Consider the following 24,057-nt stretch of genomic DNA (forward strand, 5'->3'; position numbering starts at 1 on the left):
TTTAAGGGCGATTTGCATGTTTTAGAAAAACCTGACAGAAACTTGAAGAACGATTAAAATATGATAATAGGAGCATATTGCTCCTCTTGCGTTTTGTCTCAGTTTGGTGTCCGCATTATGCGAAGCTTTAGCTTTTAACGAATTGCTACAAGTTACGCCAATAATATGACTTGCAAGGGGTCTCCTAGATCATTTTTAATCTAAGATCCCAACCATTTTCAGTCACAACCTTAATAAGCTCTTTGTGCAGCTGGCTATTGGAAAATTTGACTAAATTCAACTCACTATCCAGAAGATAGATTTGCGAAGAGACATAGCCAGAGTTTCCACTTACTTCAAATGAACAACCATCTGCCCCGACGACTGATTTACTGGAAACAAGATGATCTTTAAATCGAACTAAGTGCTTGCTTTCGTCGAACCAAAGCTTCATGTAGTAAGTTTCTTTTATCTTTTTAGCTTGGAAGGCAGAAATGAAATCTGCATCCATATAAGGCGATGTTAATACTAGAGCATCAGCATGCTGTTCGACAGTAAAGCTGCAGTCTTTGACTTTGATTTGAGTGATCTTGCCTACAAGCTCACCTTCATCAATTGCATTACCATGTAAGGCTTTAAATACAAAGACTTTACGAGATATGAAAAAAAAGAAAGGAAAGAAGCCAACAGCACTTACTACAGCAATGCCAATTAGGATGGATTCTGATAACCAATCTTTCCCGATATTAACGAGTAAAAATGGTATTAGAAAATAGCCAATGAGAAGGACGAAGCCGATAAAGAATTTTTTAGCCATGCAGATTTTCCTTAGAGTGTTTGAATCAAACTTACTTGTAGTTTCAATTGTTGTTAATAGTGAAAGCTTGATTTCTCTATTTTCATTCACATTCCGTAGTAAGGATAATGAAGGCTATTCGAAATTTGTGACAATACATTCTTGCGCTAAATGGGTGTATTGCTGCTCCATACAAATCAGAAAATCATCTGCGCTTGAAAAATGTTTGATAGGTTCTCCCAATACGACATCACAATTAAAAGGGACAAACATGGCGGTCCCTTTTGGTAAAGAGCGGCCCAAGCCGCGCATGACGACTGGAAGGACACTACAATCTTGATGGTCTTTAATTAAATGGTATATGCCTTTTTTGAGGCCACTCATTACTTCAGGTTCACCTCGACTTCCTTCTGGGAAAATGAGCAAAATGTCACCTTCGTTTAATGCATTATGACACTCTTCAAAAATAGCAACACGTTGAGACTGACTTGGAGAGCGTTGAATAGGAATAATGCCAAGGATATTAAGTGAAAGCCAAGTAGTGACCTTGTTTCTTAAAAAATAATCAGCCGCAGCGACTGGGCGAACCTTGTGCACCATACTGATGGGAAATAGAGCGAGTAGAACTAAAGTGTCTAAATGACTGTTGTGGTTAGCTGCGACAACTATAGGTCCACTAGCTGGGAGGTTTTTTCGGTTAATGATATTGAGCCCAAGGCCGATGTAAACCAGAGGTTTAACCAATAAAAGTACGAACAAAAACTTAAATATTCTCACTTTTCCTCCTTTAGTAATGCAGATAATAGATGTAGTGGAAGAACAATGGTGCAGTGAACATTAGGCTATCGATTCTATCCAAGATCCCTCCGTGTCCGGGAATAAACAAACTTGTATCTTTGATTTTTAGATCTCGTTTTACCGATGAAATGACTAAATCACCAATAAAGCCACTAAACGCAATGATGATTCCAGCGACTAGCCCCTGGCTTGCTGTTAATGGAGTGAGGTAAGGAGCCATAAAATAGCTGACAACAATAGTCGTTAATGCACCTCCTAGAAAACCTTGCCAAGTTTTATTAGGGCTAACTTTAGGGACTATTTTATGTTTACCGAAGGCTTTGCCCCAAACGTATTGGCATACATCGTTAAATTGAGTCGACACCAACAAAAATAGCAACATTCCCATTGAGCCTGCTGATGGATTTTTACTTGGTAAAACTAGCAAGTAAGCCATATGACTGACACAAAAAACAGTCAGCATTAATGCCCAATGTATGATTCCTGCCGAACGTATAAATCCTTTTGTATCACCGATGATGACAGCGACCATTGGCAGATAAAGAAACATGTATACAGGGATAAAGATAATATACATGCCGTACCATTCTATCGATAACCAATAGTATTGGAACGGTATGGAAAGATACGCCCAAAAAATCACCCTACGATCGGTTAGACGAGTTGGTACTATCGACAAAAACTCCTTGAATGCCATGAAGCTCAAAAAAGCAACAAAAGCCAAGGTGTAAGAAGTTGGCAGCGCTAAGGTGACAAACACGATACCAACCATCCACCACCAAGAACGGATGCGCAATTTAAGCTCGTGATAGTCTTTGTCTGGGTTTGAGCGTGATAAATATAAATAGCTCAATGTTCCCAAAACTAAAACGGCAACGATAGCGACCATCATATGTAATGAATGTACAGGGAGATTAATCATGCAGTGTCCCTTCTGCTAATGAGGCCGATTTATAGCTATAGATAAATGACAATCTCCGCCAACAAGTAAAGATACAGCCAACTACCATGACTGCGAGGCTTACATCAAACAAATAATCAGTGATTGAAGGCATAACTTGCCACCAAGATAATATGAATAGCAAGATTGCAGAGCCTGTGAGCAAAGCCATGCGATGTTGTTTTGCCATTGGACCACTAAAATCTGCTGGGCACCCCATACTTACCCCGAGCACTCTTATATAGGCAGTGAATATGGAGAATATTGCAGCTAACCAGGCCAATGTCATCCCCCATTGGGAGGAGGTGAGTAGACCTGCGGCGAGAATAAGTAGAGGGTCGGCAATTCGATCGGGAACATCGTTAAAAAGCTCACCTGCAGGTGTCTTCTTTCCGCCTTCGATCGCCACCATGCCATCGAACAGATTACATAACAATCGCATTTGAATCATGAGAGCAAAAGACAATAGCCATAAACTATTGTGTGATTGAAAGTAGAAGCTACAAGCTAACAACCCCGCTATAGCGAATACAATACTCATAATAGAAATTTGGTTGGGGGTTATTGCTTTGTTATTAAGGTATATAGATATCTTTTTTGTAATAGCAGTATTTCTTACCGCCAATGGTCTTCTGTTCGAGTCATCGGAACCCAACATAAGTGATTACTCCTGACAATATAAAATGGCACCTGAATCCAAGTGCTTCTCCATCAACGTTTGCTTAGTTAGTTGTTTCTAGGACGCGGCCGACTAGTAGGCTTGGTGCCCCTGTTATGAATAACATCTGTGCTAGTGGTATCCACTCTATTAAATTGGAGGGAGAGCGAAACAAAATATACAAACCTGCAGTTAATGTCACATGAATGAGCACACCGTACATGACTTGTTGATAGACTTTTTGCCTATTTTTCATTGTGGAAAAAGTAATCGTAAATACAATCATGGGTACAAATATCTGGCTTAGGGTCGACAAGCTGGGGATATCCGAGCCTATGAAGACCAACAGGAAAGCGTGAGTTAAGAAAAACGCAATACTTCCTGACAAAATAACTCGCCACCAGCTAAATACCTTTGCTTGATAGTTCGCATATAAAGATTCTACGCTGTGTTCATTCGAAGAAAAGACAGCTTTGATAATATGCCTTTCCTTCATTGTATGAAACGTTGTAGGTGTCCTAACTTGCTTGTTTTCAGGGTCAACACACACATACCGAAAAAAGTTTTTGTCTCGTGCAAATTTGTTTGAGAGCTTCTTCACTAGTTGAAATTGTTCATTACTAGATGCACCAATGAGAATCGTCGTGACTGCTACGGTATGAAGACTGCTCTTTTCAATTTCATAGTTTGCTAGAACTTCTCTTCGAACATTATTACAAAGTTGGACAAGCCATTCACGACTAGGAAGTGAATGGCTTGGTTCAGAAAACAAGATGATTTGAGTGTTGACTGGAGTTGCCTTCACTAAAATTCTAGAACCATAGTGTTTAAGGGGCAAAAGCTCAGGAAGTGTAACTCTATTAGGTTTCCAGGTGTCATCACTTTCTCCTTGAGTGACTGCTCTATCCAAACTCCCTCCAACCGTTGGTAGGCTGTCGTGATAGCTTTGGCATGCTTCGAGGTAGTCTAAAACATTCTGTTCAAGAGAGTCCGGTTCGCTATGTTCTAGTTTGTACTCCCATTCCTCTTGCTCAGGGAGCATGGTTGTTTGCTCGTCAGCATCGATTAACAAACTATAGTTCTGTTCGATGAGTAGACGGTGAATGAAAGCTTGTTCAAAAAGTTTTTTATTCATGTTAGTTATAATATTCGTCTCTGTAGCATATCGATTGCTTACAAGCATTCCCTATAACTTCTTTGCCTTGTAAATAGCGGGTAGCTCATGTTCTTTACTCAGTATTCTTTCTAATCTCTCTTCGAAGCGCTTTGGTTTTTTAGAAATAAAAAAGTAAGTTTTAGGAGGGGCTCTTTCAAATACCTCGCCCGTAATTATTGCTTGTTTGCCATACTTCATGAAGTCAACTATCTGGGCTAGCAGGAAATTTTGGTTTCCTTGTTCACTATTTACATGGTTTCGTGAGGTGGTTTCGAGACAAAAAGTACGAGGCTTAAAGGTACTGAAAGCCAAAGCTTTCTCACCGAGTAGGCAAAAAAATCCGCCATGTAAATCGATGTATCGATAGCCTAGGTTCTGAAATGAGCATGCAGAGATTTTGCCTAAACGCCATGTGTAAACAATCCCTTGTTTTCGATCAAAGTGCAGATAAGCTCTGCGAGGAATGGCAAGAATGGCGGCAGATATAATGATGGCGAATAAGAGATAAGCGGCATTAAATCTCATTGTTTCTTTTAATCGTTCTTTTTCTGACTCTGTGCCATGTGAATTTATTGCTTTTATATATCGAATTGGTGAGCTTGTTTCCTTGTCGGATATCAACACTTGGTAGAAGTTTATCCTTCGCTGGTCATCTTGGAGTAGGGCATCAATATCCTCGCCTCTGCGCTTTCTGGTAAATACGAAGTATTCGTATGTAAAGGTTCGCGGGTTGATGGAAGTGCGTGAAATTATGCTGAGATATCGGCTTTTATCGGGCGTTATATCTTGCTCTAATTCCTCTAAAGTAGCGTTAGCATCCCTAACAAGGTAATTACTTGGCCCAAAATCAGCGATACGCCATAGGCCAAAGGCCCAAACGAGAGCTAAGATAGGTAGTAACAAAAGCACTCTCAGCTTATGCGAAGATGCATCTTTGATGGTCAGTATGTCGTTATTTACTGACATGATCGGTGGTAATGGATCATCGTACGGTGCTGAATTAGCATGATTTTCTGAACGGGCAACCCAATCCATTATAGGCTGATAGTGCTTTCTATTCAGTGAAGCCATTAATAAGAGAAGGCTTCCGCCAATAGCAGGCATTGCAGGGATAGGGATTTCTCCAGTCAAAACGCGCTGAAAAAACTCCGTAGCTTCATTTAGCCAATAAAGTACTGTCTCTAAATCCATGGAAATTTTACTTTAATAAGTTTACTTTTAATTTTAACTGAATAGTTTGTTTTTAATACTTTTGATATAAAGCAGTTAACCCCATTAATAATGTTTAGGTGAACTTTTTTTGTTGTGTAAATAACTTATCTTATAGTCAAGATAGAATAAACATTAGATAAAATGCAGTACTTTGAGCTTGACTTGGTTGTTCGTTTTGTGAACTTTGTTCAGTTTTAGTCTGGAGAACTAATAGGGCGTGTTTGCTTGAGTAAGTTAGGCAGTACTTGAGCAGCTGTGACCGAAGATAAATTCAACTTAGCGATAATAATCTCACAAGCGGGCTGTATCGTATTGTAAAGTTCTGGTCGCTGGTGCTCTCTTTCAATATCCCTTTCGAGCTGCGATTCATATTCTTCTCATGCGTAAAGAAGACTCACCGGACATCTTAGATCAAACGCTTGAGGTACAGGCCTGGCAAGTCATGCTCATGCTTTAATATTTCATCGAGCCTCGCATCAAAATCTTCTGGCTTTTTGTCTTTAGTTTGCCATGTTTTCGGAAGCTTTCTTTCAAAACTAGAGCTTTTAATCACGGCTTGTTTTCCTTCGTCCATAAAAGCAAATAATTGGGCTAATAGAAGATTATTGTCGCGCTTTTGATTGAAAAACATCGCTTCTGAAGGCTGAACGAGAAACTCGACTTCTTTATATGTATAGCCATTACCTGCTTTTTTCTTTTCGCCATATAAAAACAGCCTTAAACCAACTGTCTTTTCGCGAAAACCTATATTTTCAAAACGACAGGCAGCTACACGTCCTTTGCGCCATGTGTAAACAATCTGTTTTTCTCTATCGAAAAAGAGATACGCCATAATACGAAAGCGGAAGTACCAATAGATTAGCGCTATACAAATAAGGAACATTAAAAAATTAATGACCAAATTCTCTTTAAGGTTTTTTTATGACTTTCAACGCTATAATTGAACACTGCATTAATATAATCAAAAGTCGTTGCATTTCCACTATCACCTAATAGGGCTTCAAAATAATTAACATCCTCTTCACTCAACACTGATTTGTGCTCTAAAGCATTTTTTGCTGCATATACTTCACTTGGACTTGGGCCTATGTTAGAGATTAGAAAAGCCAAGAAACACCAAGCGCCAATAACCATAGGTAGCACATAATGTGAACTATAATTATGCACACCACTTCTAATCGCCAAAATACGATTATTAACCGTCATAATGGGCTCTCGCGGATCATCTAACGCGACTATTTCTATTTCATCTAAGCACTCATCTTTTATCTTAATGAGCTTGTTGATACCGCTTCTATCTCTGAGCACTGATTTTTTGTTTTTTCAAGCTAGTTATCCAGTTGTTGTTTGGAAAAAGGCCTATATCGCATGACCTTTGGGCCTGCGAGTTTGGTAGTGCTGGACTAAATCCCCTTCAGCCTTTAATGCTGCATCTACACGTCCTTCAAAGTTTTCTGGCTTGGGATCAATTCGCCAAAATAGCTTTGCGGGTTTGCGCTTAAACGACGGCACTGTGATAACTGCCTCTTTACCATGATCCATAAACGCAAGAATTTGCGCTAATGGGTAGGTGGTATCGGCTTCGGTATGAAAAGCGAGCTTACCCGTATCAATACCGACAATCGCCATCGGGCGATAGCCCTTCTGCTTTTTGTTTTCAAACTGCAACACGATATTGATACCAACTTGGTTTTCAATCAGCCCCATTTTATCAAAGTAGGCAGCTCCAACCCTTCCATGGCGCCACGAGTAAACAATTTGGCGTTCGCGGTCAAAGTAGACTTCGGCATCTCTGGGTTTTAGAAAGAAAATGAGCCACATAGCAATGCTCGGTAATAAGAAAAAGCATAAAAGATAAAAACCACTCATGAAATGCTCAAGTGTACCGGCTACTTCCTTAGCTCTTATATAAGTAGACCATGTCACCTCGCCATTTTCGTTGAGCAGTGCTCTGTAACGCTTTTCAATATCGTCAGTTCTGTAAGATGGGTTTGGCAGCGCCCTTTGTTCCTCAACATATTCGAGCATTTCATGTGCATACACCTGCTCACTTTCAAAATCAGGCAGCAAATCATTAAGCATATAAATCGATAAAAAGCTAAACACCAGCATCAGAGGAATAAGGATCGCATTGCGCCGGTTATGATAGCCTGTTCTTACGGTTAGCACCTTATCATCTACCGACACTATAGGGTCGAGTGGGTCTTCCATCGGAATGACAATTACCTCAGAGCGAAACTCCTGCCACCACTTGGAAAAAGGTTGGGCTTTAGTAGTAAACATGCCCCAAAATCGACGTTTCATCATTAAGCACTTCCACTAGCCTTGAGAATAATGCGATAGAACCGGGTTAGTTGCGGTAAATCTCACTACTCTTGTAAATACCTATACAATTTTGGAAGCTCATGTTCTCGCTCCAAAAGCTTTTCCAATCGTTCTTCGAAAGGCTCTGGTTTTTTATCAATCATAAAATATGTTTTAGGTTGCGGACGGTGAAACTGTTCGCCCGTAATAACTGCACTTTTTCCATTTTCCATAAAGTTGAAGATTTGTTGAAAGAAGTCATTATTGTCTCGAGCAGTATTAAGGATTACTTTACGAGTAGGTTGTATTCTGATTGGAACCATATCGTATCCACCTTTACTCTTTTTATTTTCAGCGTATAAGTAAAAGACAATACCGGAACTTTTCTCCAAGAATCCCAAGTTTTCAAATCGACAAGCGGCTACACGTCCATAGAACCAGGTGTAAACAATCCCTCGTTTTCGGTCAAAGAAAATATCTGTAGGTCTTAACGTTCTTATGAAAAACACAGTCACGAGAAAAACGATTAAAGCCGAAACACCAGTAGCTTCAAGTCGTTTTTTTAAGCCTTTACGTGCACCTTCATGACCAACTTTGTATACGGCTCGAATATAATTTACCAATGAATAATCACCATTATTAGCAAACATTATTTTATAATACGAATAATCTCGCGAATCATAGTCATCAAAATAGCCTCCATTTTGTTCTTTTTCTTGATAGTGAATCAACAACTCTTTACCACGAGATATAGAAGCTGAATTTAAGCCCAAATCGCTTAATATAAAAATAAATAGAAACCAAACCACTACCACAACAGGAATAAGGTAAACGGAACGAATATCGTGCCTTGCATCGCGGATAGATATAATATCATCCGTAACCTGCATAAATGGCTCTGGTGGTTGACCAGTAGGCTCTATAACTTTACGATTGGCAAATTCATCTCGCCCATCCACCAACTTTTGCGCGTACCGAAACCTAACTAGGGAATCTTCAGTATTGACTTCACTCATCTTTTAATCCTATTAAATATTGCTATAGTTACCATCAATCATGCCGTGGTAGGTTTTTACTAAATGACCCTCGCGAGTAACCATACGCTTTGGTACTGTGATACCCGGACTTTGCTCATAATACCAACGAACTTCCAGTGTTTCTCCAGGTTCACTCTCCATTATGACCGAAAAGTAGATATTGAAATTTTGACAGAGCTCAGATAGGGCGTACTGTGGGAATCTCTCTATATCGGTCTCCGCCTCAGATAATGCTTTTCTAAAGGCTTCCGTTGCTTCTGGATTTAAAGAAGCCTCAACTTGCGTACTATTTTTTGCTGGATAAGTTTGCCCTATGTTTATCACTCTTGTGTTGTAAACCGCCGCAATGATATTTGATTCACCAAGCTTAAAGTTTGGTAGTCTGAACTCGTATGTATAACACTTTTTGGTTGTAGATATCTCGGAGACTTCCACAAGCATTCGTGGCTGGTAAAAATAATTTAAAAACTCTTGTTGTTCAATCTGCAGTGCCAGTTGATATTTGTCACTTTGATAATGTTTGGCAGCAACTGCTAAGCGTTTTGGAATCGTGAACTCTCCGCCATCTTCGAAATACCAGAACGAATATTTATCACCTTTTCCCCAAAACCCACGATATAACAAGTTATCAAAATCTGACTTAAAGCCAATTTTTTTTGCCGCATCTGCGGCGAGCAAAAATATCATGCCAAAGAGGAAGAAATAGGCATTACCATACCTTATCGTTGCCATATTTCTTAGCGTCATAACAGGCCCAGCTAAGAAAAAGGTAGATCCTAGTATTGTATATATATGACCATTAAATAATGCTCGATTGCCAGTTTGATAAGCGTCATAAGCTCCGTAGCCAGATGAAGCCATTACTGCCAAGTTAGAAATTATAACAAGCTTAGAAATCGTGCTCCCATTTGAAATGCTTTCTAGACTACCAATAAGCGAATCAATCTTTGCGGTTATCACGTTCCTGGCCCCAATGGCCTTTGTCGACAATAACTGAGGCAAACCAGATCTCAATGCATAATGAACACCATTTGAATTGAGCAATCTCTTTTGGAGAAGTAACTTTGCGCGAGACACACTAACAAAATCGGTAATGCCCGCAGACAAAGCCGTGACTATTTTAGCATAGTCGAGCATTGTATCCGTTTCTGTTCCACGTCTGAGAGGATCAGCTTTCTCGAAGGCACTACTTTGTATTAGCTGAATAAGGACATCAATATTGGCGCGCAGTGAAACCATAGAGATAGCTCCATCCCCTCCTTTCCCAAGTAGTTCGAGTGATGACTCGGCAGTAAAATTGGAGAAACGTCCACCAAACCTTGGAATTTCAAGTTCAGGCCATTTTGCACCTTTTGCACTGGATTCAAATTCGGGCATTCTGTTTTTCCATTGACTATTTGCCCAATTAATCATTTTCTTTCCAGCATGATGAGCTGTGATTGCTCTGTTCAGTGGGCTATCATGTTTGCCAATAGAATCAATATTTTTGGCCAACACTTCTGCTAGTTTGTCCAGAGTTATTCTCACATGTCCGTCGATCTCTTTTATACCGAATCCTTTCTCAAAGAAGATAGGTATGAAGTTTAACAGCTTTGTGAAAGCGAGCGGCCTTAAAATTAGTGCTGACGTTATCGTTCCTTTTTGTACATATTTTGAAGATGAACTGATCCAACAATAAACAAACTCTAAAATATTCGCTGTGTTTTTAGTAAGAGCTTTGGTCACATCACTCCAATCAACATCATCTTGACATTGAAGTAGGATTGCCTCTAAATGCCGTTGGTACGTTACGTAGGCAGAATCTTCTGCAGCCTCGTCACTCACCATATAAAAGACAACTTTTTGGCCTTCTTCGGTACCTTCGATTCCATCCAACGTGGCTTGCATCACTCTGCTTAGTTTTTCAATTTCTTTCACTTTATTCTTTGGGGATTGAGAATAAAAATAAAGGTCGAAATAAGCATTTAAAGAACCTAGGGAGTTATCTGAAAGCGCCTTGTAAGCGAAAGCGGAATAGAGCTCTAAAATTTCTTTTCTTCGCGCTTTCGCTTGCTCTTTGACAACGGAATTATCTTGGTAAAAGTTATTTAGTTCGGTAAGGTCGACATTTTCATTAATAGATTCCTTGACCACTCCACTGCCGCTTTTTTGCAATTGTAAAATAATATCTCCAATTGTCTTTGGGTATACTCTGCCTGCTTCAAAAGCCTTTTCTGCGATAAACAACATTGATAATGATAATGCGATGTCTGCCTGCCGCCCAACTGGATCAAACAAAGCGACAAGTGTTCCTTCTTTCTTTTCACTGTGACTTTTTTGCATGGTTTCCACTATCCCTAAAGGGGAAAGGTAGTGGTTATTTTCCGTAGTGAAAACATCGAGCCCCATCGGATTGGCTTGACTGTTGTTCTGATTAGCCAACCACTTCTCATCGCTTCTGCGATAATCCTCAACCAAGGCGCTGAGGTTCTCTTGCGTTGCCTCTTGGCTAAACTCGGTTTGCGGTGAACTCAAATCCACTTGCTGCATTGCTTTGCCCCGCCACTCTTGATCACCGTTCATGTTATCGATGATTTCGGCCGCCCATTCATGCTCAGAGTAAACGATAGAGATTTTTTTCGCTTTCGGCGTCACAAACGCAAAAGGATAAAAAGTGGAACCCGAAGAGGTATCGAGCGTTAGTCCACCTTGGGCATTTTCTTCATTAGTGAAATAGTATTTCTCAAACTTTTCAATCACACCTGTCGCGGTTTCAGTTTGGGCGTACTTGAAGATGTGTAAAGGTGAGTCCTCCTCTTCGTTCTCTTCTTTGATGTACAACCAACCTTCACGTAGAAGGCGAAGCAGATAACCACCGGTGTCTTTAAGCCCTGTCGCGCTACTCATTTCTGTCATGCTCGGCGGTGCTTGCGCTGGCATCAATTCATCAAAGAAATTCGCGTAACCATAACGTACTGGATAAATCGGAATGACATTGTCAATCACACCAGGCACTTCGTTCATGAATGGCTCGACCGTATCGATGGTTTTTGTGGTGTTTACCACGGCTTCAATGCCGTCACCTTCGGTTGAGTGTGTATCATCAGCGGCTTTAATCACCTTTACGTTACTCGTGTCAGCAAGTAAGGCGGCAGCTTTGTTGCGCATTTTATTAAATGCTCCAGAGATGAGGTCAGGTAGCCCTTTAGCATAAGTGCTTACAGTATCTATGTGTTTATCGAATACTTCTTCAGATAGATAGGCATATTTTAGTTTGCTGGCTTCATCTCGCAGGAATATTAAGCGCGTTTTGATTTTCTCTAGCAAGGTATCTAGAGTTTCATTCATGTTTTTTTGGGCGTTATCCCAGTCGTAATTGGCTAAATAGGTTTGTGGATTACCTTCACCTCTTGCTCGCATGTAAGCTAACATTCGGTCGGTGGTCTCATGAGGAGCCAGTCGCAATAACGTCGATAACATTTCTCCTTCTTCTAATGCCAGTGGCATAGAGTAGGCGAGTAATGTTTCTGTTGTATGAGGCATTGGCATATCAATACTGCCAATCACTGCTTCACAAGTTTTACCAAATTCGTAGGCGGTTTCTGGATGGAAGTGAGTAAAGTGGCGCTTGATTTCGGCTTCAACAATATCTTGAAAGTAAACATCACTTGCTAGAGATTGTCCGATGCTTCCCCAAGGGGTACCTAGAGTTTCGACTCTGGCTGGTAACCAAAATGTTTGTTGCCCTTTACTAGCTATATCGAAGAATTCGTCATCTGATATGGATTCAACATAGTGCGGGTTTTCACGACGGACTGAGCTGATTTGATAGTTGTCGGTGCTCTCTTCAGCTTTAATCTTTACTTTACCAGGCTTTAAGCCAACCGCTTCACTTTGGCCCTTAGCATCTAAAGAACCACTACCAACGGTTGCGCCACTGTCATCTGTGAGAGCGTAGTTTGCATTGGTTAAGCGCTTTCCATTTGGGTATCGGATGCTGACATCAAGACCAAAGGTAGGCTCGGCCGCTTCTTCTACAGTAACAGACGGATTTTGAACACCAAAACACATGGTATTGGCGTTGTTCATGGTCATTTGGTCGGTTTGACGAGCAACGCCTCGCCCTTCAATAATGACGTTGGAAGAAGCGGTGACAAATTTTGCTTCACCTTCGATTGTGCCAGAACTGACGCCTTTTTTGTCGCCGCTAGCGTCACCTGTACTGGTAGAGAATGTACTGCCTTGAAGTGCAATGCTGTTGCCGCCATCGGCAGTCACCGTAGTTGAACCATTTGCAAGGTCAGAGGATTTGGCATTATTACCATAAGGGATAGGCACAACAGGTTTACCGACTTTGGTTAAACAGACATCGGGTACAGAAGCATTCGCTTCGCCTTCGGAACCTTTGTGCACGACACTTAATCCATTTGCACCTATCGTTGCTGCCATGTTCTATCTCACTTTCTGGTTAGTTTAGGTTTATTTTCTTGCCTTGAAGCTTATGCAGCTTATCTGCAGAGCTGCTGATGTATGTGGCGTTGGTTTGAATACTGCCATCACTGGCCTTATGGCGGGTGGTGGCTTCTCCGGACCGTATGACTACTTCTTGAGTGGCTTCAAGCACCACTTGATTCGCTTTTAAGATCAGCGTGTCGTGGTTTATCAGTGAAAAATAGATATCGGTGAGGATCGGGAGGCTGGGATCACCCGTAAAAAATTCGACACGACAGTCTAGTTGGTTGTCGATTGCTGCATTAATCTGACTCCGAGTGAAGGCTCGGCCAATGCTCCCCCATATTGGCTGGGTTAATGGGTTTCCCTCATAATCAATTTTGAGGCGATGACCATCTGGATGAATTTCTCTAATCCATCCAATTCGAGAATGGATCTCTTGCTCATTTTTTTGATTGTTTGACCAGTTCATTGCGATGCGTTGTTTTAGAAAGCAAATCCTAACTTTATCAGTCAAGTTCTTCAGAAGTGGCATGGCGAAAAGAGGGAAAGAATTGGTTTGATGCTTTTAATAACGACTGTTTTGGTGGTGTATTTAACCAAAGGTCCTATTTATTGTTGGTTAATGGTAGTGATTTGATTTGTTTGGAGGTTGGGTGAGAAAGTCAAATTGTGAAAATCATTCTCATAAATAAAGTGCTAGACGTATGTTGTCGCTTGGAAGAATAGGTGTTTGATGTTCTAAAAGTGCTAGGTATTGGTTCTCAAATTCTAGTGTCTGATAAACAAAAAGGGGAGCTGCGTTGGCTCCCCTTTCTATTTTTATATCTTACAGATGCTTAAGTCTTACTGAGCTTTTTGCTGTTCTGACTTGCAAACGGCCGCAGTGAAGATAACGTCTGTTGAGCTGTTTAGCGCTGTTTCAGCAGAGTCTTGAATCACACCGATGATGAAACCAACCGCTACAACCTGCATTGCTACGTCGTTTGAGATACCAAACAGACCACATGCCAGTGGAATAAGTAGTAGAGAACCACCTGCAACACCAGATGCGCCACACGCTGATACTGCGGCAACAATACTTAGAAGTACTGCTGTCATTAGATCAACTTCGATGCCCATAGTGTGTACTGCTGCTAGCGTTAGCGTCGTGATGGTGATTGCTGCACCTGCCATGTTGATGGTCGCGCCCAGTGGGATAGATACAGAGTACGTATCTTCGTCTAGGTCTAGCTTCTTACACAGGTTCATGTTCACAGGAATGTTTGCTGCACTTGAGCGTGTGAAGAATGCCGTTACGCCACTTTCACGTAGACATTGGAACACCAATGGGTATGGGTTTTCTTTTGTCTTAAAGTATACGATCGCTGGGTTAACGACTAGCGCGATGATCATCATCGAACCTAACAGTACCGCTAGAAGGTGTGCGTAGCTCGCTAGTGCGCCAAAACCTGTTGTTGCAAATGTTGATGCAACCAGACCAAAGATACCGAATGGTGCAAGGCGAATGATGAAGCGAACAATGTGAGAAACACTGTGGCTCAGATCTTCGAATACCGCTTTCGTCGTTGCTGATGCGTGGTGAAGTGCAAGACCAAGACCAACACCCCAAGCAAGAATACCAATGTAGTTAGCTTCTACTAATGCGTTTACTGGGTTATCAACCAGTTTGAACAACAAGGTTTGTAGAACTTCTGCGATACCTTGTGGTGGCGTTGCACCTTCAGCACCAGTTACTAGCGTTAAATTGGTCGGGAAAAGGAAACTTAGTAATACCGCGGTTAGTGCTGCAAAGAAGGTACCCGCTAGGTAAAGAACCACGATTGGGCGCATGTAAGTGTGTTGGTTTTTCTTTTGGTTCGCGATAGACGCTGCGACCAAAATGAACACCAAGATCGGTGCAATGGCTTTTAGTGCGCCAACAAAAAGGCTACCAATCATGCCAACACTTTGAGCATGGCTTGGAGAGATTGTTGCTAGCAAGATACCAAAGACGATACCGACGAGGATTTGGAGAACGAGGTTACCGCGAGCATATCGGGCAACTAGACTGTTGTGTTGCATACATCATTCCTGCAATGTGATGTCTGAGCAAGCGCGCAAAATTCAGTCATTACACGGCGTAATGTTCCTTGTAAAACAAGGGCTGAAGGTTGGAATTGCGTTGCTAAGACGTCCTGATTATCAATTATCCTGTTTTTATAAATTCAGCCATATTCTTGCTGAATATCACATATCTTAGCTTGGTAATATTTTGTGTCTAGTTTTAGTTTGTTCTTAGTTTAAATGTTTGCTTGATGTTGCCATTATTGGTCTTTTGTGTTGATTTGTGTCGCCAAATATGAATGATGGTTTTTCATTAAGTTATTAAAAAAGGAGGCGTTAGCCTCCTTTGTTCTATTGATTACCTAAATACTACAACTTAGTAACCTTGTTGGCGTTTACGCTTTTCTCCGACGATATTACGCACCATCTTTCCAAACTGCTTGCTTTGTGCCCGCTTCTTTGCGAGTGTCGCGCCGTTGTGGGCTTGTTCTCGCAGTAACTTCTGGTAGTTAGTAAAGCGACGCATCTCTAATGTGCCATCTTCAATCGCAGCTTGAACGGCGCAACCTGGCTCTGTTTGATGCTGACAATCACCAAATCGGCATTGCTCTGCTAATACTTCGATATCAGAGAAGGTCTCACTAACGCCAGCTTCGCAATCGGCTAATTGGATCTCACGCATTCCTGGCGTATCCATTAAGACGCCGCCAGAAGGTAACAAGTGAATAGAGCGAGAAGTGGTAGTGTGTCGACCTTTGCTGTCGTCTTCACGGATACCACCCGTTTCTTGTTCTTGTTGGCCTAGTAGGGTGTTCACTAAAGTGGATTTACCCACACCAGATGAGCCAATAAAAGCAACGGTTTGCCCTTCGCCGCACCAACTCATTAACTTGCTTACGCTCGATTCATCTAGGCCATTTACGCTTTCGACCATTAGCAATGGATCGAGCCTTTGCACCTGAGTTTTTAGTTCATCGACATCGTCACATAAATCGGCTTTGGTCAGCACAATCACGGGCTCAACATCGGCTTCATTGACCAAAGTTAAATAACGCTCAATGCGGCTGAGGTTAAAGTCGTGGTTGACTGAACAAACGATAAATACGGTATCCACGTTGGCGGCGATAAGCTGCTCGGCGACCTTGCTGCCTGCGGCTTTACGACTGAATAAGCTGCGGCGTTCAAGCAAACGAGAAAACTGCTGTTGTTGGTTTAGTATCACCCAGTCGCCCACTGTCATGCTGGGTAGTGAGGCTTGGATAGGTAAATGGGTTTCACCTTGCTCGCTTACCACGACATAGCCACTGCGATGGTGAGCAATCACTCGCGCGAAGAGCGTGTCTTCGTAATCGTCTAACGTCAGTTGTTGTTGAAAAAAAGGCTTCCAACCTAATAGCTTTAACGGGTTAGGTTGAGTAAGTAGTGTTTCACAAAAAGAATGTGTTTTATTCATTGTTGAATTATCCCAGACGCCACAAAGCGCCTTAATACAAATCGTATGAGGGTCTAATTCGCATAGAGCTGACCCCGGTGGAAACCGGGCAAAGAAGGGAGGTGCTGTGGCTTAGCCACGAGAAAAAGTTGGACGTTTACCCTTTCACTGCCCAGTTAGTGTTATTCATTACAATCATCATATTTCCTCTTCGTTGGTGAGTTAACGGCCGGAGTATAGCGGCTGTGATTCGAATCTTACAACTCCTTTGCGTTTTATATGTGTTTTATTCGACGTTCTTCCATCTCTTGTGAATAGGTGTTGGCTTTTACGCCGTAGATGATTTGGATATGTCGGTCATCGATGATCACCACACCGTGTGCCCCGTGTTCTTTCAATGCTTTTTGATTCACGATAGCGGTGCTTTTTAACGTTAGGCGTAGTCTTGTCGCGCAAGCGCCCGTTTCGACCAAGTTATCCAAACCGCCAATGGCTTGTATCACGGTGTCGACATCTTGTTCCAGATTTGGATTAACTTGGGTCAGCATTTTGAAGACGCGAGAGAGGGCTTTTAACATGGCGAGAAACTCGTTTAGAAGCAAAGCCTTGTTTATATCTCAGCTGCGGTTGTTTCGCTCTGATTTAGAACACAAAATGTTGCACTGGTTTGATAAATGGTTGCGGAACAAAAAAGCTCCTCACGTTGGAGGAGCTTTGAACTGATTTGCCGAGCAACAATTAATGCTGATGCTCGTGCTTTTTCATTCCAGCCATGACTTTTTTAACCGGTGCGGTAAAGCTCTGCTTTTGACCGTTATCGTAAGTCACTGTCACTTCGATATTGTCGCCTTCGTTAAGGGGCTGTTTAAGGTCGAATAGCATGATATGTAGGCTGCCCGGTTTTAGCTCAGTGGTCTCTTTTGCTGTTAGTGTGATGTGATCTACTTGACGCATCTTCATCACATCGCCTTCTTTAATCACATCGTGCAGCTCGACTTTGCCTGCCGCTGGTGTTTCTGCAGCGACGATATTGATGCCTTCTTGGCTTCGGTTAGCGAATGTCACGAAGACCGCGCTTGTCGTTGCGCCTGGCGCCATCGCTCGCGCGTATGGTTCATGAGGCATCACGTTTAAGTTTGCTTGAGCAAATGGGCTCAGAAGAAGGGCGGTAAGTGCCAGACTCTTGATGGCTTGTTTAGCTTTCATTGGTTTTTCCTTCTGCTGTCAATTTTGAAATCGCCTCGACAATTGGTGCAGGCGTTAGGGTATGAGGCACTTTGGTGATGAGTGTGCCGTCGGGCTTCAAGAAATAGAAATATGAGCTGTGGTCGAGGGTGTATTTCAGCTCAGAACCTTCGAGTTCCGTTTTACGGAAGATAACACCGTACTTGTGAGCAAGTGGTGTGGTGACATCCAACGGTGCTGACAGGCCTTCAATCATAGGGTGGAAGTAGTGCGCGTATTTGGCTGATGCATCGGCTTCGTCACGCTCTGGATCAAGCGAGATGAACATCGGGCGCAACTGTGCTTTTTGTGCATCGTCGATTTGGTTGAGTGCGCCTGCCAGCATAGCTAGAGAAGTCGGGCAGACATCAGGGCAGCGAGTAAATCCAAAATACACAACACGAATACGATCATCGCTGGTATCGAAAATATCGACGGGTTTGTTGTTTTCACCGAATAGCACACTTTGTTCGGTGGTCACTTCTTGTTTTTTTTCGACTTCTGCTTGCCCATCAAAGTAGGTTTTGGTGCCGAAGCCAAGCACGAATGCGACTACGAGAAATAGAGACCAATTGCGGCTCATAGCATTTCCTTATCTTTGCATTTTAATGGCAGGGTAGAGGGTGTCTTTTCCATCGGAAAGTTCACCAACCCACGTCATTGAATCTTGAGTGCATACCGGCAGGGTCACGTCGCCGACGAATTTACCCGGAGCGACTTTCTTCAACATGAATTTTGGCTCGCCCATTTCCATTTCTCGACCGACTAAGCTTAATACGAGCTGATCGGCTTCGCTGTCTTGCCATTCGACTTCGAGCTGAGCAGGGATCAGTGGTTGGGCAGTATCGACACTGAGCGTCATCGCAACATCATGTTGGATGCAAGGTTCGGTAGAGAGGAAACAGTATTCATCGAGCGACTTAGGCTCGGGCGCTGAAGAGAAGTTTTTGATCAGGGTAGGCGCGTAAAAGCCAGCTATCAGTGCGACGGCTATCCCTGCGATTTGTAACAATTTCATTAAGATTCAGTATTTATCACTTAACATTGTCTGCATCCTAGCACAGATGGAATGTACGAAAACTCGTAACTTCAACAAATTGTGCGCTATACCTATCTATTTGAAAGCTCAGGCTTGTTCTGGTGGTAATAAAAAACGGAGCCATTGGCTCCGCTTCTTGAATTATGGTTTTGAGGTTTTGGCTTACTTGTTTGAATCTGCAAACTTCTCTAAACCAAGTACCAGTGCGATAGCGGCTAGCATCATGATCACGGCTAACACCAGTTGTGACGGTTGAGACGTGATGTGCTCAAACTCAAACGGTGACAGGTTTTGCTCTAGCAATGGCACTTGCTCGCCTTTCGAGTTCGTACGCCATGTTAGTGTTTCTTTCCAAGGCCAGATCTTTGGTAGCGTGCCTATCATCAAGCCTGTTAGGAACATCAAAGTTAAATCACGGAATTTGCACAGTAACCAAGATAACAGATGAGAGAAAGATAGTAGACCAACCACACAGCCAACAAGGAACAGGGCAAGGATATCAATTTGGAACCCTTTTACTGCGCCAAGAACGGGAGCGTACATGCCGATCAACAGCAAAATAAAACTGCCTGAGATACCCGGTAGAATCATTGCACAAATCGCAATCGCACCCGCAAGAATGGTGTTGATCGCGGTTGGTTCCATGTGGAGTGGTTTTAGTACCGTGATGCTGTAAGCAAAGCCAATACCAATCAACAGCGCGACAAAGCGAATCGCATCGCGCTTTTCTACTTGGCGGATGATGTGGTAGACCGACACCAAAATCAGGCCGAAGAAGAAAGACCAAATTGGAATTGGATGGGTTTCTAATAGCCAACTGATCAGTTTTGCCAATGTCGCGATGCTGGTGAAAATGCCCGTAAACAATGAAATCAGGAAGAAGCCGTTAATGTGGTTAAATGCGGCTTTAAAACCATCTTTTTTCCAAATCGAGAAAAGTGATGGGTTAATACGTCGAATGCTTTCTAGTAGCGTGTCGTAAATGCCGGTAATGAATGCAATGGTGCCGCCTGATACGCCAGGGACAACATCGGCTGCACCCATGGCCATTCCTTTAAAGTAGGTGATTAGATAGTTCATTTCTCAAGTACTAAGTCATGTTGATGGCACTGAGTATACAAACATTGATGTCAAAAAAGTATGAAATAGTGTTTCGGAAAATATCGAAATGATTGCTTATTAGAGAAACACAAACCCTATGGCCAGTTTCTACAAATAAAAACAGAGCGATAAACGAGATTTGGCAGCGTGAAGAGGGGGAGATATAAATAGCTCAACACTGTCTAAATTAACCCAATTAAACAATAAATCTCGTGAATCTGGCTAATTGATGATTTATTTATCACTTATGTGACTAGATTGCGTCTTGCAACTGCGTTTTGCGTTTTGGTTTTGCATATTGCAATTTTGCCCGCTCTGGTCTGATCTGATATGAGATCTTGTGCCCAAAAATAAAGCTTTTCAAATTGGCATGATTAATGCATAATTCTTTTCGACCCTTCTTAAGCCGAGGGTCACCTAGCCAACTGACGTTGTTAGTGAATACACATTGTTCACATCATACATAAGCCAATCGCCTTAATTGCGGTTGGCTATTTTTTTGTCTGTCATATACTCAAGTAACCTTGAGATGCTTGGTTCTGCGAAAGTGACTCGGGTATATATGTACAACGTTTCCTACGTGCTTTGCAATTTGCACTTTTCAACGATTAATGAGCAATAAAAAAGGGCTGACGCATAACGCCAACCCTAGTATCTAGCACTAATTTATTCAGTCCGATCAGTAACCCATCAACTGCAACAGATTTTCCGCTGTTACGATGGCTTCCTTACGGTTAGCAATGTTGAGTTTTTGGTACAAGTTACGAATGTGAGTCTTAATCGTTGTGCCTGCGACATCCAACTCTTGCGCGATTTGTTCGTTGCTAAAGCCCGAGTAGATTAGACCAAGTACTTGCCATTCGCGTTGAGTCAGTGGACTTGTACGAACCAGTTCCGGTACGTTCGGGTGATTCACCAATTTCTCGATAAAGTCTTCGTCGAAGTGAATCGAGCGGCTGCGTTGATTCGAGGAAATGTCTTTCATCAATTGCTGTGCGCGGTGGCGTTCTAGATCGCCCAGTTCATGACGCAAGCTTAGCTTCTCTAACAAACCTCCAATGGTGGCACCATCAGTAAGGAAGTTACCTACCATGCCAGTTTGGTTCGTCATGACTAGGGCTTCTTTCAATAGCGCTTTCGCTTGGTCTTCGTCTTTTTGGCGTGCTGCCAAGATAGCCTCTACAACCAAGTTGCGGTTTGTATCCGTCACCAAATTTGTACGGCTAGCTTCGCTTTGCAAAAAGTTCAGTGCCTCACGCGCTTCATCATATTGGCCGAGGTTGATATGAGCGCGAGCAATGTTACGCCATTGCAGTTGTTGGAAGTGATTACATGCGGATTCAGGGCGAACGGCAGTATTTAACCATTCTTGAATCGCTTCTGTGTTACCGCGCGCTTGCCAGAACAAAATCAGAGAAAGTGAGGCGTTTGCGGTCCAATCTACGTGGTAAGTAGATTGTTTCATCAAGTGTTGGATGTGCTCAATGAATTTTCCTGCTTTATCGAGTTCACCACGGCCAATTGCAATACGTGCCAGCATTGAGTAGCTATGTAAGTGCTTGCTTGGTGAGTGATTTTCCAGAATTTGCAGACCTTTGTACGCACACTCTTCTGCTTCATCCAGACGGTTCCAACACCACAATACTTGAGCGCGAATACGCAGCAAGAATTCATGAAGGGGTACGTGCTGAAGCTGCTGGTCTTCGATCAGACGGAAGCCTGAGTCTTGCAGTTCAAATGCTGCTTGAACGTAACCTTGCGCAATCATAATTTCGCTTTGCTGCAGGATTGCCCACAACGCTTGGTGGTAAACCTGATACTGGCGAGCCAGCTTTTCGGTTTGTTGCATCATTGGCAATGCACGATCGAGCTTACCCAATACGTGGTTAACTTCACCGACGACCGATGTCGCCACGATGCGACTGCGGTACACGGTAGGGTCAAGTTGACTCAATGCCAGTTCGGCTAGTTCCAATGCACGCTCTGGTTGGTTACTGTTGATCGCAACTTGAGCGAGCAGGGCGTGAGCTTGGCCTTGGTAGCCAGAATCCAACTCGATATTTCGCTTAGTGTGTTCTTCTTCGGCTTCTGCCAACAACTCGCCCACTTGATTGTAACGGTGTTGGCTTTGCGCCAACCATGCTCGTAGCATCGACAGTTTTGGATGGCTGAAGAGTAACTCTTTATCCAGTTTGTTGATCGCCGATTCTAAGGTGGTTAACTCACCTTGGTTAAACATCTTCCAACCAAATTCATTTAAGATTTCGACGATCAAGTCGGTATCATGAGATTTCTGCGCATGATGAATGGCTTGATGCGGTGCTTTCTGGTTCAACCAAGCAACGGCGGCATTACGATGTAGGTCTTTTTCTTGTTGTGGAATTCGAGCAAGACGTTCATGAGAAAGGAATTCGCCAAATAAATTGTGGAAGCGGAACCAGTTTTGCTCACCTTCCAGCGGATAGATGAACAGGCCATAACGGTTCAGAGATTCAATCATACCTAGCGCGTCTTCACGCTGTGTGAGTGCGAAAACTAACTCATCATTGAAATGGTCCAGCACCGACACTTGCATTAAGAAGTGGCGTGTTTCGTGATCAAGCAAATCAAACACTTCCTCGACGAGGTAATCCCATAGGTGCGCATGATTAAACTGGGAAACCGACTCGACGGTTTGTGCCAGTGTGCGGTTTTGATGTTGTGCTTGCAGCGCGATCAATTGCAACGCGGATGGCCAACCTTCCACATAAGTACGTAGATTGTTTGCCATATCTTCATCAATGCCATCGGCAATACGTTGGTTGAAGAAACGTGTGGTTTCCTCTGTATCGAATGCCAACATTTCGTTGCCAATTTCGATCATTAAATCGCGTACGCGTAAGTTAGCCGTACCTAAAGGTGGTGCCGCACGGCTTGTCACAACCACGGTTAGGTTGTCTGGCATGTGCTTTAAGAAGAAGCGCATGGACTCATGAATTTCGTCGTTGGTGATCAAATGGTAATCGTCCAAAACGACGTAACACTCATGCTGAAAATCTGCCATCTCAGCGAAAACTTCGCTGAATAGAGAACGCAAAGACGAAAATTGACGTTTCTCAGCCAGTTTTTGAGCATTAGAGCAGTTGTAGTTGGTGGCTTTATTTAAGGCTTGCAGTAGATAGTTAACGAAGCGGAAACCATCGTTATCACTGTCATCAATGCTGTACCAGCCAACATTTGGTTTGTCTGACAGCCATTGTGCTGCCATGGTGGTTTTCCCGTAACCAGCAGGCGAGCGGAATAATACTAATTTGTAGTAAGGCGCTTGTTGTAGTAAGTCCAATACTCGCGGACGGACGATCGCGTTATGCAAACGACCTGGACGAGTAAGTTTAGATGGAATCCACATTATTGATTCTGTCCTTGTTTTTTGAGCTAGCGAAACTAGAAAACTGACCCACACCACTAAAAATTTTAGTTTGTATGAAAAGTGTACAGGCTTGTGAGTCGTTTGGGATGGTACGACATCAGAAATGCCTCTTACTTTGATCCACTTCCTAATTCTCGAGAGTTGATGAAAATGCCGTCAACTACGCCCTGTATTTGTGATTCTGGTCACTTAAACGTCGCTGGTATTGATTTCATGTAGTTTGAGTTGCACATCTATTACGAAAAAATTATCGATGTTAAAAGGCGTAATGTGATCGATTAGACAGTTTTTACATTGGAGTAAGAAGGGGTCATAAAAACCGTCATGAACAAATTTTAATCTTTCTCAAGATTGGTTGTGATCCGAATCACTAAGAACAGGGCGAGAGACAGCTGTGTTGCGATTTGGATCACTAACTTTTCAATGGTACCCCCTCTACGCCCTACCCCCTCCTCCCACGAAGGAGGAGAAACAGGAGGATGTTTATTCACAGAG

Annotated in this window: 20 protein-coding genes; all 20 read right to left on the reverse strand. The window is 42.6% G+C overall.

Annotated features, from left to right (window positions below; translation table 11 throughout):
* Positions 1-184: 184 nt before the first annotated feature.
* The 20 genes from C1S74_RS18720 to malT all read right to left on the reverse strand — a co-directional run bounded on the left by C1S74_RS18720 (position 185) and on the right by malT (position 23,541).
* A complete protein-coding gene (locus C1S74_RS18720; protein ID WP_045396765.1) occupies positions 185-796 on the reverse strand; it encodes a hypothetical protein in 612 nt (203 codons plus the stop codon).
* A gap of 114 nt (positions 797-910) precedes the next feature.
* Positions 911-1,552: a lysophospholipid acyltransferase family protein gene (locus tag C1S74_RS18725; protein WP_045396767.1), complete on the reverse strand. Its 642-nt coding sequence runs from the start codon at positions 1,550-1,552 to the stop codon at positions 911-913.
* 10 nt (positions 1,553-1,562) lie between these two features.
* The gene (locus C1S74_RS18730) at positions 1,563-2,495 is read right to left on the reverse strand and encodes a phosphatidate cytidylyltransferase (protein ID WP_045396769.1); all 933 of its coding nucleotides are present in this window, start codon (positions 2,493-2,495) and stop codon (positions 1,563-1,565) included.
* A complete protein-coding gene (locus C1S74_RS18735) occupies positions 2,488-3,171 on the reverse strand; it encodes a CDP-alcohol phosphatidyltransferase family protein (protein WP_045396771.1) in 684 nt (227 codons plus the stop codon). Before C1S74_RS18735 ends, C1S74_RS18730 begins: the two co-directional genes overlap by 8 nt.
* A 64-nt stretch (positions 3,172-3,235) precedes the next feature.
* A complete protein-coding gene (locus C1S74_RS18740; protein WP_156145310.1) occupies positions 3,236-4,306 on the reverse strand; it encodes a hypothetical protein in 1,071 nt (356 codons plus the stop codon).
* Positions 4,307-4,357: 51 nt separating this feature from the next.
* On the reverse strand, positions 4,358-5,518 hold the full coding sequence (locus C1S74_RS18745) for a hypothetical protein (protein WP_045396777.1): 1,161 nt from the start codon (positions 5,516-5,518) through the stop codon (positions 4,358-4,360).
* Between the two features lie 427 nt (positions 5,519-5,945).
* A complete protein-coding gene (locus C1S74_RS18750; RefSeq protein WP_156145311.1) occupies positions 5,946-6,371 on the reverse strand; it encodes a hypothetical protein in 426 nt (141 codons plus the stop codon).
* Between the two features lie 50 nt (positions 6,372-6,421).
* Complete coding sequence (locus tag C1S74_RS18755) at positions 6,422-6,847, reverse strand: hypothetical protein (RefSeq protein ID WP_045396781.1); 426 nt, start codon at positions 6,845-6,847, stop codon at positions 6,422-6,424.
* Between the two features lie 51 nt (positions 6,848-6,898).
* Positions 6,899-7,846, reverse strand: coding sequence for a hypothetical protein (locus C1S74_RS18760; RefSeq protein WP_231578734.1), 948 nt, complete (start codon positions 7,844-7,846; stop codon positions 6,899-6,901).
* A 62-nt stretch (positions 7,847-7,908) separates the two neighbouring features.
* Entirely contained in the window at positions 7,909-8,859 is a 951-nt protein-coding gene (locus C1S74_RS18765; RefSeq protein ID WP_045396784.1) for a hypothetical protein, read from the reverse strand.
* Between the two features lie 12 nt (positions 8,860-8,871).
* Positions 8,872-13,308: a PAAR-like domain-containing protein gene (locus C1S74_RS18770; protein ID WP_045396786.1), complete on the reverse strand. Its 4,437-nt coding sequence runs from the start codon at positions 13,306-13,308 to the stop codon at positions 8,872-8,874.
* Positions 13,309-13,327: 19 nt separating this feature from the next.
* A complete protein-coding gene (locus tag C1S74_RS18775; RefSeq protein WP_045397616.1) occupies positions 13,328-13,783 on the reverse strand; it encodes a hypothetical protein in 456 nt (151 codons plus the stop codon).
* Positions 13,784-14,157: 374 nt separating this feature from the next.
* Positions 14,158-15,375 (reverse strand): serine/threonine transporter SstT, encoded by a 1,218-nt coding sequence (sstT, locus tag C1S74_RS18780; RefSeq protein ID WP_045396789.1) that lies wholly within the window; start codon positions 15,373-15,375, stop codon positions 14,158-14,160.
* 358 nt (positions 15,376-15,733) lie between these two features.
* Positions 15,734-16,810: a ribosome small subunit-dependent GTPase A gene (gene rsgA, locus C1S74_RS18785; protein WP_045396792.1), complete on the reverse strand. Its 1,077-nt coding sequence runs from the start codon at positions 16,808-16,810 to the stop codon at positions 15,734-15,736.
* Positions 16,811-17,064: 254 nt separating this feature from the next.
* A complete protein-coding gene (locus C1S74_RS18790; RefSeq protein ID WP_038868960.1) occupies positions 17,065-17,367 on the reverse strand; it encodes a PTS sugar transporter subunit IIB in 303 nt (100 codons plus the stop codon).
* A gap of 160 nt (positions 17,368-17,527) precedes the next feature.
* On the reverse strand, positions 17,528-17,995 hold the full coding sequence (locus C1S74_RS18795) for a copper chaperone PCu(A)C (RefSeq protein ID WP_045396795.1): 468 nt from the start codon (positions 17,993-17,995) through the stop codon (positions 17,528-17,530).
* On the reverse strand, positions 17,985-18,596 hold the full coding sequence (locus tag C1S74_RS18800; RefSeq protein WP_045396798.1) for an SCO family protein: 612 nt from the start codon (positions 18,594-18,596) through the stop codon (positions 17,985-17,987). Before C1S74_RS18800 ends, C1S74_RS18795 begins: the two co-directional genes overlap by 11 nt.
* A 9-nt stretch (positions 18,597-18,605) precedes the next feature.
* Positions 18,606-19,031: a hypothetical protein gene (locus C1S74_RS18805; protein WP_045396800.1), complete on the reverse strand. Its 426-nt coding sequence runs from the start codon at positions 19,029-19,031 to the stop codon at positions 18,606-18,608.
* Between the two features lie 183 nt (positions 19,032-19,214).
* Positions 19,215-20,132 (reverse strand): polyprenyl-phosphate transporter, encoded by a 918-nt coding sequence (locus C1S74_RS18810; RefSeq protein WP_045396802.1) that lies wholly within the window; start codon positions 20,130-20,132, stop codon positions 19,215-19,217.
* A gap of 700 nt (positions 20,133-20,832) precedes the next feature.
* On the reverse strand, positions 20,833-23,541 hold the full coding sequence (gene malT / locus C1S74_RS18815; RefSeq protein ID WP_038868966.1) for an HTH-type transcriptional regulator MalT: 2,709 nt from the start codon (positions 23,539-23,541) through the stop codon (positions 20,833-20,835).
* Between the last annotated feature and the right edge of the window lie 516 nt (positions 23,542-24,057).

The sequence above is a fragment of the Vibrio hyugaensis genome (assembly GCF_002906655.1).
In the GTDB taxonomy this organism is placed as follows: Bacteria; Pseudomonadota; Gammaproteobacteria; order Enterobacterales; family Vibrionaceae; genus Vibrio; species Vibrio hyugaensis.